Origin of the sequence: Microbacterium sp. CBA3102, assembly GCF_007954505.1 — a bacterium.
Taxonomy (GTDB): domain Bacteria; phylum Actinomycetota; class Actinomycetes; order Actinomycetales; family Microbacteriaceae; genus Microbacterium; species Microbacterium aurugineum.
In genome coordinates this window covers 3655050-3670553 of sequence record NZ_CP042412.1, presented here as the reverse complement: position 1 = coordinate 3670553, position 15504 = coordinate 3655050, and the positions used below count along the sequence as shown (strand labels likewise).

At 67.7% G+C, this 15504-nt stretch carries 15 protein-coding genes; 7 read left to right on the top strand and 8 right to left on the bottom strand.

The window, feature by feature from the left end:
• Positions 1–83 precede the first annotated feature (83 nt).
• Positions 84–665 (top strand): aminoacyl-tRNA hydrolase, encoded by a 582-nt coding sequence (gene pth / locus FGL91_RS17685; protein ID WP_131492699.1) that lies wholly within the window; start codon positions 84–86, stop codon positions 663–665.
• Between the two features lie 27 nt (positions 666–692).
• Here pth and FGL91_RS17680 read toward each other — a convergent pair whose 3' ends face one another.
• Positions 693–1277, bottom strand: coding sequence for a hypothetical protein (locus FGL91_RS17680; RefSeq protein ID WP_205802336.1), 585 nt, complete (start codon positions 1275–1277; stop codon positions 693–695).
• Positions 1278–1297: 20 nt separating this feature from the next.
• Positions 1298–2302: a tryptophan--tRNA ligase gene (gene trpS, locus FGL91_RS17675; protein WP_081997047.1), complete on the bottom strand. Its 1005-nt coding sequence runs from the start codon at positions 2300–2302 to the stop codon at positions 1298–1300.
• A gap of 45 nt (positions 2303–2347) precedes the next feature.
• Here trpS and FGL91_RS17670 point away from each other — a divergent pair, with 45 nt between their 5' ends.
• Entirely contained in the window at positions 2348–3049 is a 702-nt protein-coding gene (locus FGL91_RS17670; RefSeq protein WP_153244502.1) for a DUF4166 domain-containing protein, read from the top strand.
• Here the strand turns inward: FGL91_RS17670 and FGL91_RS17665 are convergent.
• The 6 genes from FGL91_RS17665 to sdhC all read right to left on the bottom strand — a co-directional run bounded on the left by FGL91_RS17665 (position 3043) and on the right by sdhC (position 8708).
• Positions 3043–3882, bottom strand: a complete 840-nt coding sequence (locus tag FGL91_RS17665) for an exodeoxyribonuclease III (protein ID WP_131492696.1) — start codon at positions 3880–3882, stop codon at positions 3043–3045. The two genes, FGL91_RS17670 and FGL91_RS17665, sit on opposite strands and share 7 nt — an antisense overlap.
• A 9-nt stretch (positions 3883–3891) precedes the next feature.
• Complete coding sequence (locus FGL91_RS17660) at positions 3892–5106, bottom strand: YihY/virulence factor BrkB family protein (protein WP_131492694.1); 1215 nt, start codon at positions 5104–5106, stop codon at positions 3892–3894.
• 106 nt (positions 5107–5212) lie between these two features.
• Positions 5213–5980, bottom strand: a complete 768-nt coding sequence (locus tag FGL91_RS17655; RefSeq protein WP_047523608.1) for a succinate dehydrogenase iron-sulfur subunit — start codon at positions 5978–5980, stop codon at positions 5213–5215.
• A gap of 2 nt (positions 5981–5982) precedes the next feature.
• Positions 5983–7809, bottom strand: coding sequence for a succinate dehydrogenase flavoprotein subunit (gene sdhA, locus FGL91_RS17650; protein WP_047523607.1), 1827 nt, complete (start codon positions 7807–7809; stop codon positions 5983–5985).
• 18 nt (positions 7810–7827) lie between these two features.
• Positions 7828–8274 carry a succinate dehydrogenase hydrophobic membrane anchor subunit gene (locus tag FGL91_RS17645; RefSeq protein WP_047523606.1) on the bottom strand — a complete coding sequence of 149 codons (447 nt, stop codon included), beginning with the start codon at positions 8272–8274 and terminating at the stop codon, positions 7828–7830.
• The gene (gene sdhC, locus FGL91_RS17640) at positions 8274–8708 is read right to left on the bottom strand and encodes a succinate dehydrogenase, cytochrome b556 subunit (RefSeq protein WP_072591539.1); all 435 of its coding nucleotides are present in this window, start codon (positions 8706–8708) and stop codon (positions 8274–8276) included. Before sdhC ends, FGL91_RS17645 begins: the two co-directional genes overlap by 1 nt.
• Before the next feature lie 180 nt (positions 8709–8888).
• Here sdhC and FGL91_RS17635 point away from each other — a divergent pair, with 180 nt between their 5' ends.
• The 5 genes from FGL91_RS17635 to FGL91_RS17615 all read left to right on the top strand — a co-directional run bounded on the left by FGL91_RS17635 (position 8889) and on the right by FGL91_RS17615 (position 15498).
• Positions 8889–10004 (top strand): mannose-1-phosphate guanylyltransferase, encoded by a 1116-nt coding sequence (locus FGL91_RS17635; RefSeq protein ID WP_131492692.1) that lies wholly within the window; start codon positions 8889–8891, stop codon positions 10002–10004.
• Between the two features lie 160 nt (positions 10005–10164).
• Positions 10165–11277, top strand: a complete 1113-nt coding sequence (locus tag FGL91_RS17630) for a BMP family lipoprotein (protein WP_047523604.1) — start codon at positions 10165–10167, stop codon at positions 11275–11277.
• Positions 11278–11384: 107 nt separating this feature from the next.
• Positions 11385–12899 carry an ABC transporter ATP-binding protein gene (locus tag FGL91_RS17625; RefSeq protein WP_047523603.1) on the top strand — a complete coding sequence of 505 codons (1515 nt, stop codon included), beginning with the start codon at positions 11385–11387 and terminating at the stop codon, positions 12897–12899.
• Positions 12896–14215, top strand: coding sequence for an ABC transporter permease (locus FGL91_RS17620; RefSeq protein ID WP_047523602.1), 1320 nt, complete (start codon positions 12896–12898; stop codon positions 14213–14215). The genes FGL91_RS17625 and FGL91_RS17620 overlap by 4 nt, the downstream gene beginning before the upstream one ends.
• Positions 14212–15498, top strand: coding sequence for an ABC transporter permease (locus FGL91_RS17615; RefSeq protein ID WP_047523600.1), 1287 nt, complete (start codon positions 14212–14214; stop codon positions 15496–15498). Before FGL91_RS17620 ends, FGL91_RS17615 begins: the two co-directional genes overlap by 4 nt.
• The last annotated feature ends 6 nt before the right edge of the window (positions 15499–15504 follow it).

Genomic DNA, 15504 nt, shown 5'->3' with positions numbered 1-15504 from the left:
CACAGAGGGGACGCGATCCGATCGCGTCCCCTCTGTCGTATCCTGACCCGGGGCCCGCACCCGGGTATCGAGAGGACGAGGACATGGCATCCACCTGGCTCGTGGTCGGACTCGGCAATCCCGGGCCGCGATACGAGACGACCCGGCACAACATCGGCCAGATGGTCGTGGACGAGCTCGCGGCGCGGCGCGGCGAGACCTTCCGCGAGCACAAGGGCGGAGCGCGGGTCGTCGAGACCTGGCTGCGCCCCGGTGCGGACAAGCTGGTGCTCGCCAAGCCGAACACCTTCATGAACGTCTCGGGCACGCCCGTGGCCGCGTTGGTGCGGTTCTACTCCGTTCCCCCCGAGCAGGTCGTCGTGGTGCACGATGAACTCGACATCCCCTTCGACACGGTGAAGCTCAAGACCGGGGGCGGGCATGGCGGACACAACGGCGTTCGCGATGTGGCGCGCGCTCTGGGCACCGCCGACTTCCCGCGCGTGCGAGTGGGCATCGGGCGCCCGGTCGGGCGTCAGGATCCCGCGGACTGGGTGCTGGCGCCGTTCGGGAAGGACGAGCGGCCGAACCTGCCGATCCTCATCGCGGACGCCGCTGACGCGGTCGAACTGCTCGTGGGCGAAGGTCTGCTCGCGGCGCAGCAGAAGCACCACGCGCCGCGCTGACACCTTCAGACCGCGCGGAGGTCCGGGTCAGGACGTATACGTGGTGAAGCCTGCAGCGCTCCCGGCCGCGAGGGCCGTGACCAGCACGATGAAGAACAGGACCACGCCCACCACGGCGACCACGAGGGCCGCGATTCCGGCGCCCCTGCCCTTCTTCTTGGCGATCGCGATGATGCCGAGCACGATCGCGGCGATGCCCAGGATCGTTCCGAGCCAGAAGGACAGCTCGGCCCACAGCACCTGATCCCGGGCGGGGGACAGCAGGCTGAGATCGTCGGACGTCGTGGTCGTGACGCCTTGCGGAAGGACGCGTCCGATCTCGAAGGCGCTGATCCCCACCAGGATCGCGGGCACGACCGCGGCGACGAGCGAGAGGACCAGGGCGACGACGCCGAGGACGGCGGACGGGCGCGGCGCGGTCGCGGGGACGGCGTACGTCCCCGCGGGTGCGGCATAGCCTCCGACGGGCACCTGGTAGGCCCCAGGAGGCGCTGCCGGATACCCGGAAGGCGCCGGATACCCGGAAGGCGCCGGATATGCGGACGGTGCCGGGGACGCGGCGGGAGCCGGGTACGCGGGCGGTACCGGAGGTGGCAGCTGTGGATCAGTCACGACCCCATCCTAGGCGCGGCTCAGACGCGGCGGAGCAGCCCCACGCGGTCGTAGACGTCCGACAGGGTGGCATCGGCGACGGCATCGGCGCGGCTGGCGTTCTCCGCCAGGATGCGGTCGAGTTCCGCCGGATCGTCGAGCAGCTCGAGTGCACGCGCGCGCACCGGCTCGAACTCCTCGACGACGACGTCGGCGAGGCCCTTCTTGAAGTCTCCGTAGCCGCGACCGGCGTACTCGTCTTCGATCGATGCGACCTGACGCCCGCTGAGTGCGGCATAGATCGTGAGCAGGTTCGAGACGCCCGGCTTGTTCTCCCGGTCGAAGCGCACGGAGCCCTCGTTGTCGGTGACCGCACGCATGATCTTCTTCGCCGATTTCGCGGGGTCGTCGAGCATCCACAGCACACCGGCATCGCTCTCCGCCGACTTCGACATCTTCGCCGTCGGATTCTGCAGATCGTAGATGCGGGCGGTCTCCTTCTGGATGACCGGCATCGGCACGGTGAACGTCGCGCCGAAGCGGGAGTTGAAGCGCTCGGCCAGATCGCGCGTGAGCTCGACGTGCTGCTTCTGGTCGTCGCCGACCGGAACGACGTCGGTCTGGTAGAGCAGGATGTCGGCTGCCATCAGCACCGGGTAGGTGAAGAGCCCGACGCTCGTCGCATCGGCGCCGTAGCGGGTCGACTTGTCCTTGAACTGGGTCATCCGGCCGGCCTCGCCGAAACCGGTGATCGTGCTGAGGATCCAGGCGAGCTCGGCGTGGGCGCGCACGTGCGACTGCACATACAGGGTGGACAGCGAGGGCTCGATGCCTGCCGCGATGTACTGCGCAGCGGTGCGGCGCGTCTTCTCGCGGAGCTCGGCCGGGTCCTGGGCGACCGTGAGGGCGTGCAGGTCGACCACCGAGAAGTAGGCGTCGTAGGAGTTCTGCAGATCTCGCCACTGGAGCAGCGCGCCGATGTAGTTGCCGATCTGGAGGGAGTCGGCGGAGGGCTGCATTCCGGAGTAAAGGCGAGGTTTCGTCACAGGATCAATCCTATGGGGTGCGTGCCCTGCGCCTACGATGGCCGCATGGCCTCTCCTTCTCCTCCCGCGCGGTCGACAGGAAGAGGTGCCGTGCCCTTCGCAGGGGCGAACGCGCGAGGCGCGGCGTTTCTCGAGGCGTTGGGGGAGGACGCGCAGCGGCTCCATCCCGAGCTCCTCGCGCAGATGAGGGTCGAAGCGACTCACGACAGCGCGGAGGGCCTGTTCGAAGTCGCCGGCAGCAGGATCGGACGCCTTGCCGGTCTCGCCTCTCCGGTGGTCGGGCCGGGGTTGCTCGTGACACGGTTCGCCCGCGACGTGCCGTTCCGCATCGAGACGGTGTCAGGGCGGTCGCACGGCGGACGCGCAACGCTCGACACCGTCCGCGAGTTCCGTTTCCCCGGCGCGACACAGCACGTTGTGGATCGGCTCTTCGCGACCGGGCGTCCCGGCATCGTGCAGAACGCCTTGGGGGACCGCGGCCGCGTGCAGATGCTCGAGCAGTGCTCGGTCACGGGCGATGGCGCACTGCGCATGAACACGCGCGCCGTCGCACTGCGGGTGGGAGGACACCGGATCGCACTTCGTGGAATCCTGCGGATCGATGTCGAACTCGTCGACGGGTGGGACGAGATTCACCGTCGACGCACGATCGACATGCGCGCGACGAGCCCCGTTCTCGGTACGGTCCTGGAGTATCACGGGTGGTACCGCTACGCAGGCGGTACCGCGTCAGGCTCGGATCAGTAGCGGTAGTCGACCACGACGGGCGCATGGTCGCTCCACCGCTGGTCGTAGGCTGCGGCGCGCGCGACATGGTAGGTCTCGACCCGCTCCGCGAGCGCCGGCGTCGCCAGGTGGTAGTCGATGCGCCACCCGGAGTCGTTGTCGAACGCCTGTCCGCGCATGGACCACCAGGTGTACGGGCCGTCGACCTCGCCGTGGAACTTCCGTCCGACGTCGACCCAGCCGAGACCCGTGCCCACGGTGCCGTCGACGCCGGTGACCTCGGTTCCCGCCTCACCGAGGAATCGGTCGAAGTAGGCGCGCTCCCGGGGGAGGAATCCGGCCTTCTTGCGGTTGCCGCGCCAGTTCTTGATGTCGAGCTCACGGTGTCCGACGTTGAGGTCTCCCGTCACGAGCGCGAGTGCTCCGTCGGTGCCGAGCTCACCGAGCCGGGTGCCGAAGGCATCGAGGAACTTCCACTTCTCCTCCTGCTTGGGGGTGTCGGCCTCGCCCGAATGGACGTACGCGCTGACCACCGTGAGCGGACGGTCGCCGATCAGGAAGTCGGCTTCGATCCAGCGGCCCTTGGAGTCGAAATCCTCCGGGCCGAACGCGGTGCGCGAAGCCACAGCCGGAACGCGGCTCGCGATCGCGACCCCGGCACGGCCCTTCGCCGTCGCCTCGTCGTGCACGAACGACCAGCCGGGGAGAGCGGCTTCGATGTGCTCGTCTTGTCCGCGGACCTCCTGGAGCGTGAGGATGTCGACACCGGCGTCGTCCAGCCACCCGCTCATCCCGTTGCGAGCCGCCGCTCGGATCCCGTTGACATTGACCGTGGCGATACGCAGATGAGGCATGCTCCCAGCCTAACGAGAGCCGCCGACATCCCTTCCCGACCGGTTCAGCTCCGCCAGCAGACGCTGCGCGAGCGGCGTCGTCGCTGCCGCGGGTGGGGGAGGGGACGCTTCGAGGTCGGCGAGTTCCTCCTCGGCGTCGCGCACGGCCCGATTCGCCACCCAGGCGCGGTACCAGGGCGCCTGGGTGCGGGCCGCGTGCGCTTCCCGCACCCGGATGCGCGCCGCCGTCAGCAGGGTCTGATACTCCGCGATCCGACGTTCGGCCTCGGTCTCCTGCAGGAGCGGGAGATCGTGGTCCTGCGCGGAGACCGCGATCCAGGAGGAGGCCACCAGCATGACGACCCCGTTCACGCGGAACCACAGCAGCAGACCGATGAAGATGGCGAACGTGGCCAGCAGCGGATTGGAGGGCGTGTAGCTCAGCAGGAATCCCGCCCCGTACTGGAGGATGGTCATCGCGCCACCGCCGAGGAGCGCGCCCGGCCAGATCGTGCGCCAGCGCAGCGACGTTCCGGTCAGGAAACGCACCATCGCCGCCAGCGCGGATGACATGAGCGCGAAGGACACGATGACCGTGCCGATGCGGATGCCGAGGTTGAGGCCGTCCGATCCGGAGTCCCAGCCGAGGAGGCTGAGCAGCCAGCTCAGCACCGCGGCGCTGGCCGAGCTGAGGAGCGAGCCGACGATCAGGGAGATGCCGAAGATCAGCGCAGCCAGCAGGTCGCGCGCCTTCAGGATCACGTAGCTGCGGCGGTCCGGTGGTAGCCCGAAGATGTCCCTGGTCGCGCGGCGGGAGAAGGTCACCCAGCCGATCGCCGTCCAGATCACGGTGCCGAGGGCGATCAGACCCGTGATGCTCAGCACTCCGGTGGTGCTCGCCGCGATCTCCTGCACCTGCTCGGGGGTGACGACACCGCCCTGTCCCTCGGGGAGGATCAGGTTCGGGATGTAGCTGTTGATCATGGCGATCAGGCCGTTGACCGCGTCCTCGCTGCCGCCGAGCCAGAGGCCGGCGATCGCGAAGGCGAGATAGATCGCCGCGAAGATGGCGAACAGCGCCTGGTAGCTCACGCCCGCCGCGAGGAGGAAGCCGTTGTGCTGCAGGAAGTGGCGCCAGACCCGCACGGGGAACAGCGCGAGCGTGCGCTGGGTCAGTGCAGTGGCGCGTTCGACGGCCGCATCGAGGCGACCGGGCTCGGACGCGGCGTCAACGGGTTCAGACACATCCCCACCCTATCCAAGCGTGTGGGGCGGGAGAGAGGCGCTGACGCGAGAACAGGCGGTCCCCGGAAGGGAACCGCCTGTTCTCGAAGGAGTCTGAATCAGCGCGTCAGGGCTGCCCGCGGAGGATCGCCTGCTTGACCTCGGCGATCGCCTTGGTGACCTCGATGCCGCGGGGGCATGCCTCGGAGCAGTTGAAGGTCGTGCGGCAGCGCCAGACGCCCTCCTTGTCGTTGAGGATGTCGAGGCGCACAGCGGCGTTGTCATCGCGCGAGTCGAAGATGAACCGGTGGGCGTTCACGATCGCTGCGGGGCCGAAGTACTGTCCGTCGGTCCAGAACACGGGGCACGACGAGGTGCACGCGGCGCACAGGATGCACTTGGTGGTGTCGTCGAAGATCTCGCGATCGGCGATGGACTGGACGCGCTCCTTGCCCTTCTCCGGCACCGAGCTGGCGACCAGGAACGGCTGGACCTCGCGGTACGACGCGAAGAACGGCTCCATGTCGACGACGAGGTCCTTCTCCAGCGGCAGACCCTTGATGGCCTCGACGTAGATCGGCTTCGAGATGTCGAGGTCCTTGATCAGCGTCTTGCAGGCGAGGCGGTTGCGGCCGTTGATGCGCATGGCATCGGAGCCGCAGATGCCGTGCGCGCAGGAGCGGCGGAAGGTCAGCGAGCCGTCGACCTCCCACTTGATCTTGTGCAGGGCGTCGAGCACGCGGTCGGTGGAGTACAGCTCCACGTCGTAGTCGACCCAGTGCGGCTCGGCGTCGACCTCGGGGTCGAACCTGCGGATGTTGAAGGTGACGATGAAGGACTGGATGGCCGTCTCTTCGGTCGTGTCGGCAGGTGCTTCTGCGATGGCAGTCGACATGCTCAGTACTTCCTCTCCATCGGCGGGTAGTTGAACTCGCCCTGCTCGTTCTTCGTGAACACCACCGGCTTCCAGTCGAGCTTGATGTGATCGCTCGGCGTGGAGGAGTGCGGGTCGCCGGTCAGGTACGCCATGGTGTGCTTCATGTACTTGTCGTCGTTGCGCTTCGGGAAGTCGTCGCGCATGTGGCCGCCGCGGCTCTCCTCGCGGTTCTGCGCGGCGTAGACGACGACCTCGGCGATGTCGAGCAGGAAGCCGAGCTCCACGGCCTCGAGGAGGTCGGTGTTGAAGCGCTTGCCCTTGTCGTCGACGTGCACGTTCTTGTACCGCTCGCGCAGCTCGGCGATGACGCCGAGCACGTGCTGGAGGGACTCGTGCGTGCGGAAGACCTGCGCGCCCTTGTCCATCTCGTCCTGGAGCGTCTTGCGGAGCACGGCGATGCGCTCGGTGCCCTGGTTGTTGCGCAGATCCTCGAGCATGCCCGAGACGAATCCCGCGGGGTTCTCGGGGAGCGGCACGAACTCGGCGGTCTTGACGTACTCGACCGCGTTGCGACCCGCACGCTTGCCGAACACGTTGATGTCGAGCAGCGAGTTGGTACCGAGGCGGTTGGCGCCGTGCACCGAGACGCACGCGCATTCGCCGGCCGCGTAGAGACCGGGGACGACGGTGGTGTTGTCCGCGAGGACCTCGCCGTCGTTGTTCGTCGGGATGCCGCCCATGGCGTAGTGCGCGGTCGGCATGACGGGCACGGGCTCGACGACCGGGTCGACGCCCAGATAGGTGCGCGCGAACTCGGTGATGTCGGGCAGCTTGGTCTCGAGGACCTCGGCGCCCAGGTGCGTGCAGTCGAGCAGCACGTAGTCCTTGTGGGGGCCGGCGCCACGGCCGTCGAGGACCTCCTGCACCATGCAGCGCGCGACGATGTCACGAGGAGCGAGGTCCTTGATGGTGGGGGCGTAGCGCTCCATGAAGCGCTCGCCCGAGGCGTTGCGCAGGATCGCGCCCTCTCCTCGTGCGCCCTCGGTGAGGAGGATGCCGAGGCCGGCGAGACCGGTCGGGTGGAACTGGAAGAACTCGAGGTCCTCGAGGGGGAGGCCCTTGCGCCAGACGATGCCGACGCCGTCGCCCGTGAGGGTGTGCGCGTTGGACGTCGTCTTGAAGATCTTGCCGAACCCGCCGGTCGCGAAGATGACGGCCTTGGCCTGGAACACGTGCAGTTCGCCGGTCGCGAGGTCGTAGGAGACGACTCCCGCGACCTGGGTGTTCCCGTCGGCGTCCTTCACCGTCAGCAGGTCGAGGACATAGAACTCGTTGAAGAAGTTGATGCCGAGCTTGACGCAGTTCTGGAACAGCGTCTGCAGGATCATGTGGCCCGTGCGGTCTGCGGCGTAGCAGGCGCGGCGGACCGGGGTCTTGCCGTGCTCGGCCGTGTGTCCGCCGAAGCGTCGCTGGTCGATCTTGCCCTCGGGCGTGCGGTTGAAGGGGAGACCCATGTTCTCGAGGTCGATGACCGCGTCGATGGCCTCCTTCGCGAGGATCTCCGCGGCATCCTGGTCGACGAGGTAGTCGCCGCCCTTGACGGTGTCGAAGGTGTGCCACTCCCAGGAGTCCTCTTCGACGTTGGCGAGCGCCGCGGCCATACCGCCCTGCGCCGCACCGGTGTGCGAACGCGTGGGGTACAGCTTGGAGATCACCGCGGTCTTCGCGCCGGGTCCGGCCTCGATGGCCGCACGCATCCCGGCGCCGCCGGCGCCGACGATCACGATGTCGAACTGGTGGTAGTGCACGCCGTCACGGACGACGGAATCCTGCGTCTCGGTAGTCACTTCTTCTTAGCCTTCTTCTCAGTTCCCGACCAGTGCGGCGCACTCGGACCACAGGACGCTGTCCTCGGTCACTCCCAGGCACGGGTCGAACGTGAAGACCACGAGCGTGCCGAGGATGATGAGCAGACCGGCGGCGAGGCCGAGCGCCCAGGTGAGCGCCTTACGAGCGGTGGTGTTCGTGACGTAGTCGTTCACGATCGTGCGCATGCCGTTCGCGCCGTGGATGAGCGCGAGCCACAGCATCAGGACGTCCCACCACTGCCAGAACGGCGTGGCGAACTTGCCGGCGATGAACGCGAAATCGAGGGCGTGGATGCCCTCGCCGAGCATGAGGTTGACGAAGAGGTGGCCGAAGATCAGGACGACGAGCACGATGCCCGACGCGCGCATGAAGACCCAGCCCCACTTCTCGAGGTTCACTCCGCGGCGACGGCGCACCGGGGCGGCGACGGTCTGTGCAGACATCAGTGTCCTCCTCCGAACCCGGCGAATGCGAGCATCAGGTGGCGGGGCACGAAGCCGGCCATGATGATGCCCCACACCAGCAGCACGCCCCAGAAGAGCTGGCGCTGGTACTTCGCACCCTTCGACCAGAAGTCGACGGCGATGATGCGCAGCCCGTTCATGGCGTGGAAGACGATGCCCGCGACGAGCACGACCTCACCGAGCGCCATGATGGGGTTCTTGTACGTGCCGATGACGGCGTTGTACGCCTCCGGCGACACCCTGATGAGTGCCGTGTCGAGCACGTGCACCAAAAGGAAGAAGAAGATGGCGACTCCGGTGATGCGGTGAAGCACCCACGACCACATGCCTTCGCGTCCCCGATAGAGGGTGCCGCGGGGGGTCTTTGACGTGGTTTCCGAAATCGACGGTGTCAAGCGCGCGCTCGTGGACACGGTCGTCCTCCCTGATCGATGTGCGTCGGTCGCGTGCGCTGCTCTCGTTCAAGTGTGTGCTCGTCGAAGTGGCAGGCACGCCCGATCGCTGTCCATCCTATTCCTGTCCGAACACGGGGAGCGACGAAGGCGAGCCTAAGTGTCCGCAACGGCTCAGGAGGCCGCGGGTACCCTGGCAGGGTGAGCGAGACCATCGAGGATTTCTATGCGGTCATTCCCGCCGGCGGCATCGGCAGTCGGCTGTGGCCGCTTTCCCGCGCGGATGCGCCGAAGTTCCTGCACGACCTGACAGGATCCGGGCACTCCCTGCTCCGCGACACCTGGGATCGCCTGGAGCCGCTCACCGGGCCGGACCGGATCGCCGTCGTCACCGGACGCGCCCATCGCGCCGCGGTCGAGGCGGAGCTGCCGGGCATCGCCGATCTGAACGTGTTCCTGGAGTCGGAGCCGCGGGAGTCGGCGGCGGCGATCGGACTGGCTGCCGCGATCCTGCATCGCCGCGAGCCCGACGTGATCGTCGGGTCGTTCAGCGCGGATCATGTGATCCGCAGCACCCGGGTGTTCGAGTTCGCCGTCCGCGACGCCGTCGAGGTCGCCCGCGAAGGCTACATCTGCACGATCGGCATCACCCCGACGGAACCCGCGATCGGCTTCGGCTACATCAAGAAGGGCCCGGAACTCGTGGTCGAGGGTGCCAGGGAGGCCGCGCTCGTGGAGAGCTTCGTCGAGAAGCCCGACCTGGACACGGCGAAGGCGTACCTCGCGGACAGGGGCTACCTCTGGAACGCCGGCATGTTCATCGCGAAGGCGAGCGTGCTGCTCGACGAGATCGCGGCGAACGAGCCGGAACTGCATGCCGGCCTGCTCGAACTCGCCGAAGCCTGGGACGATCGCGATCGGCGCGGACCCGCGGTGGATCGAATCTGGCCGCGCCTCAAGAAGATCGCGATCGATTACGCCGTCGCCGAGCCGGCCGCTCGCCGAGGACACCTCGCGGTCGTCCCCGGGCACTTCGACTGGGACGACGTCGGCGACTTCGCCTCGCTGACCAAGCTCATCAACAACGGACGCAAGAACGACCTCGCCGTCCTGGGGCCGAACGCACGTGTGCTCACGGACGGGGCGAGCGGGATCCTGGTCAGTCAGACGTCGCGGGTGATCAGCCTGGTGGGTGTCCAGGACATCGTCGTGGTCGACACCCCCGACGCCTTGCTCGTCACCACGGTCGAGCATGCCCAGCGGGTGAAGGGCGTCGTCGAGTCACTCAAGCTCACCGGCCGGGGGGACGTGCTCTGAGGCGTGCGCCGATGAGCACGATCCCACGCTCATCCGGTGGGTTGATTTCAGCTTTGTAACCTTTGGCCAGCACATGCGGGGCGAGCGTGTGCAAAAGCTGAAACAGTAGGTAACTTTGATCGATCCGCGATGGCCGCGGGTTCGTTGAGGGAGGCATCAGTTGACCATCTCCACCACCAAGAAGCTGCTCGGCGCGACGGTCGCCGCGGGCGTCATCTTCGCACTCGCCGGCTGCGGCCAGGCCCCGACCGACAGCGGGTCGGGTTCCGAGAAGCCGGTTGACTCCGACTTCCTCCCGTGCCTCATCTCCGACGCCGGCGGATGGAACGACAAGTCGTTCAACCAGTCCGCGAAGGAAGGCATGGACGCCGCCGCCGAAGAGCTGGACATCAAGCCGCTCGAGTTCGAGTCGGCGAACGACAACGACTACGCGCCCAACCTCGAGACCGCGGTCTCCGAGGGCTGCTCGCTCATCGTCTCGGTCGGCTTCAAGCTGTCGGCTGCGACCGTCGAGTCCGCCCTCGCGAACCCCGAGATCGACTACGCGATCATCGACGACTGGGCCGACAACGACTTCGACGGCAACGTCGACGCCCCGAACATCAAGCCGCTGGTCTTCGACACGGCTCAGGCCGCCTACCTCGGTGGCTACGCCTCGGCCGCCTGGTCGGCGCAGAGCGGCGTGAACAAGGTCGGCACCTTCGGCGGGATGCAGATCCCGTCCGTCGCCGTGTTCATGGACGGCTACCAGCTCGGTGTCGAGAAGTACAACGAGGACAAGTCCGCTTCGGTCCAGGTCTTCGGTTGGGACGCCGCGACGCAGAAGGGCTCGTTCACGGGCGGCTTCGACGCGAACGACACGGCCAAGCAGACCGCGCAGGGCGTGCTCGACCAGGGCGTCGACGTGATCCTGCCCGTCGGTGGCCCGGTCTACCAGAGCGCGGCAGCGGCGATCGCCGACAGCGGCAAGGACACGCTGATGCTCGGTGTCGACAGCGACCTGGCCGTGGCTGACCCGAGCGTCGCCGACATCACGCTGGTCTCGATCATGAAGGCGATCGACGTCGCCGTGAAGGACGCGACCATCGCGGCCGCCGCCGGCGACTTCGACCCGGCCCCGTACGTGGGAACGCTCGAGAACGAGGGCGTGAAGCTCTCCGGCTTCGGTGACTTCGAGTCCCAGCTGCCCGACGGGCTCCTCGACGAGCTCGCCGAGCTGCAGAAGCAGATCATCGCGGGCGACATCACGGTGGAGTCCGAGAACTCCCCGTAAGTCGTCGCAGGTCCAGCACGGGGCGAGTGGTGAGCAGGCTGCCACTCGCCCCGTGCCGTGGACGGACGATGATTCTCCTGGATGACTCTTCTGGATAAGGTGCAGATATGAAGCTCGAACTTCGCGGCATCACCAAGCGATTCGGCAGCCTCGTGGCGAACGACCACATCGACCTGGTGGTCGAACCGGGCGAGATCCACGCGCTGCTCGGCGAGAACGGCGCGGGCAAGTCCACGCTCATGAACGTCCTCTACGGCCTGTATCAGGCGGATGAGGGCGAGATCCTCCTCGATGACGAGGTGCAGCGCTTCCGAGGACCCGGTGACGCGATGGCGGCGGGGATCGGCATGGTCCACCAGCACTTCATGCTCGTTCCCGTCTTCACGGTCGCCGAGAACGTCATGCTCGGCCACGAGCAGACCAAAGCCCTCGGCACGCTCGACATCGCGAAGGCGCGAGAGCACGTGCGGTCGGTCGCGGCCCGCTTCGGATTCGACATCGACCCGGATGCGCTCGTGGGTGACCTCCCCGTCGGAGTGCAGCAGCGCGTCGAGATCATCAAGGCGCTCTCGCGCGATGCGAAGGTGCTCGTGTTCGACGAGCCGACCGCCGTGCTGACGCCGCAGGAGACCGACGAGCTGATGAACATCATGCGTCAGCTGCGCGACGAGGGCACGGCGATCGTGTTCATCACGCACAAGCTGCGCGAGGTGCGCGAGGTCGCCGACAAGATCACCATCGTCCGGCTCGGACGCGTCGTGGGTGAGGCATCGCCCACCGCGACGAACGCCGAACTCGCCTCCCTCATGGTGGGCAGGGCCGTCGAGCTCACGGTCCAGAAGGATCCGCCGCGCCTCGGCGAAGGAGGTCTCGAGGTCTCGGGACTGCGCATCCTCACGCCCACCGGCGCGATCGTCGTCGACGGCATCGATTTCTCCGTCCGCCCGGGCGAGGTCCTCGCGATCGCGGGTGTCCAGGGCAACGGCCAGACGGAACTGGTGGAGGCCATCGTCGGCCTCGCCGCCCGCGTGGAAGGCAGCATCTCCCTCGACGGCAAGGAACTCGTCGGCCGGAGCGTGCGTGCGATCCTCGACGCGGGGGTCGGGTTCGTGCCGGAGGACCGCACGGAGGACGGCCTGGTCGCCGGCTTCTCCGTCGCCGAGAACCTCATCCTGGACCGCTCGGACGATCCGGCGTTCAGTCGCGCGGGCACACTCCGCCGCGCCGCGCTCGACGAGTTCGCCCGTGCGCGCATCACCGAGTACGACATCCGCACCCAGGGGCCCGAGACGGCGGCAGGCACGTTGTCGGGCGGAAACCAGCAGAAGGTCGTCATCGCCCGTGAGATGAGCCGCGACCTGCGGCTGCTCGTCGCCGCGCAGCCGACCCGCGGCGTCGACGTCGGGTCGATCGAGTTCATCCACAAACGGATCATCGAGACGCGGGATGCCGGCATTCCGGTGATCGTCGTCTCCACGGAGCTCGACGAGGTCGCGGCTCTGGCCGACCGGATCGCGGTCATGTACCGCGGCACGATCGTCGGCATCGTCCCCGGCGACACGCCCCGGGAGACGCTCGGACTCATGATGGCCGGAGCGGCCGAAGGGGAGGTGGCCGCGTGAGCGGAGCGACACCCGGCGCAGGAGATGTGACCAAGGGTATCCCGCCGCAGGAGCTCGCGACGAGCACCGGCACGGTTCCGCGCGACCCGTCCGACGTGCCCCCGCCTCCGCGCGGCAACGTCATCCTCAAGGAGATCCTCCGCGGCAACGCCGTGACGACGATCCTCGCGATCGTGCTGGCGCTCATCGTCGGCGGCATCCTCATCGCCGTCACCAACGAAGACGTGCAGGCGGCCTCGGTCTACTTCTTCGCCCAGCCCGGTGACACCTTCGTCGCCGCCTGGAACGCCGTGTACAACGGCTACGAGGCGCTGTTCCGCGGAGCGATCTTCAACGCGAGGGGTGCCGACTTCGCGGCGCAGATCCGGCCGCTGACGAACACCCTCGGCTTCGCTGCCCCGCTCATCGCCGCAGGTCTCGGCGTCGCTCTGGCGTTCCGCGTCGGGCTGTTCAACATCGGTGCCCGCGGTCAGATGCTCATCGGTGTCGCCGTCGCGGCGCTGTTCACGTTCTCGCTCGACCTGCCGATCTGGCTGCACATCCCGGTCACCCTCATCGCCGGTATCGCGGGCGGAGCGCTCTGGGGTGCGATCGCAGGACTCATCAAGGCGCGCACCGGTGCGCACGAGGTGATCCTGACGATCATGCTCAACTACATCGCGTACTACCTGCTGCTGTGGATGATCCGCACGCCGGGCCTGCTGCAGAAGCCGGGCACGAACCAGGCGCTCGGCTCGGCGACGCCCGAGAGCGCGCAGTTCCCGACGTTGCTGGGGCCGCAGTTCCCGCTGCTCGACCTCGGCTTCGTGATCGTGATCGTGGCGACGCTCTTCGTCTGGTGGCTGATCGAGCGCTCCTCACTCGGCATGCGCATGCGCGCCGTGGGGGAGAACCCGCATGCCGCGCGCGCCGCGGGTATCAGCGTGCAGCGCGTCTACGTGTACGCGATGCTGTTCGCCGGGGGGCTCGCGGGCCTCGCCGGGATGAACCAGATCCAGGGGGCGGTCACGACGGGCGTTACCGAGACCATCGACGCCGGCATCGGGTTCGACGCGATCACGGTCGCGCTCCTGGGCCGCAGTCGCGCGTGGGGCACGTTCGCGGCCGGCATCCTGTTCGGCGCGCTCAAGGCGGGCTCGTTCTCTATGCAGGCGCAGGATATCCCGGTCGACATCGTCCTCGTCGTGCAGTCGCTCGTGGTGCTGTTCATCGCTGCGCCGCCGCTGCTGCGCTCGGTGTTCTTCCTGCCGAAGACCGATGCGGAGAAGGCCGCCAAGGCGAGAGCCAAGGCCGCGAAGAAGGCGGTGGCCGCATGATGTCGCTCACACAGACCGTGTCCGCAGGCGGCGCCGTCCAGCTCGAGACCGTCAAGGAGCGGCACCTCAAGGCGCCGATCGTCCTCGCCGTCGCCACCGCGCTGCTGGCCCTGCTTTTCCTCACCGTGCCACGCGACGGCATCAGCACGTTCCGGCTCTCGGACCCTTCGGCGGCGCTCGGGCTCCCGGATGTCGCCTTGCCCACGGCATCGACCTTCTGGGTCGTGTTCGGCATCCTGGTGGTTCTGACGGTCGGGGCGTTCCTCCGAGCCTGGATCTACCGTCCGCCGTCCCTCTGGCTGGTCATCGCCTACAGCGTGCTCGCCGTGTTCGCGTTCCTCGTCTGGGCGTCCGCCGGGGGACTGGTCCCCGTCACGAGTCTGCTGTTCGGAGCGGTGTCCCTGTCGGTGCCGCTCGTGTTCGGTGCGTTGGGCGGGGTGATCGGCGAACGTGCCGGCGTCGTCAACGTGGCGATCGAAGGACAGCTGCTCCTCGGGGCGTTCTCCGCCGCGCTGCTCTCCAGCATCACCGGCAACCCGTTCGTCGGGCTGATCGGCGCGATGGTCGGTGGCGTCCTGGTGGCCAGCGTGCTCGCCGCGTTCGCCATCAAGTACCTCGTCGAGCAGGTCATCGTCGGTGTGGTGCTGAACGTGCTCGTCACGGGTCTCACCGGATTCCTCTACGGCGCGCTCCTCGCGCCGAACGAGGAGGCGCTGAACACCCCGGTGCGGTTCCCCCGGGTGGAGATCCCACTGCTGAGCGACATCCCGATCATCGGACCCGTGCTGTTCAACCAGACGTTCATCGGATACCTGATGTTCGTGACCGTCGCCGTCGTCGCGTGGGGTCTGTACCGCACGCGGTGGGGCCTGCGCGTCCGCGCCGTGGGAGAGCACCCGCAGGCGGCTGACACCGTCGGCATCAAGGTGAACCCGACCCGCTTCTGGAACGTGCTGCTGGCCGGCGCGATCGCCGGCATGGGTGGCGCGTACTTCACCCTCGTCTCGGTGCCGCAGTTCGGCAAGGAGATGACGGCGGGTCTCGGCTTCATCGCCCTCGCGGCCGTGATCTTCGGGCGCTGGGATCCCATCCGTGCGACGCTCGCGGCCCTGCTGTTCGGTTTCGCCACGAACCTGCAGAACCTGCTCTCGATCCTGAAGACGCCGATCCCCGGCGAGTTCATGCTCATGCTGCCGTACGTCGTGACTCTGCTCGCGGTCGCCGGGTTCGCCGGACAGATCAAGGCCCCTGCCGCCGACGGCAAGCCGTACATCAAGTCCTAGCCCTGC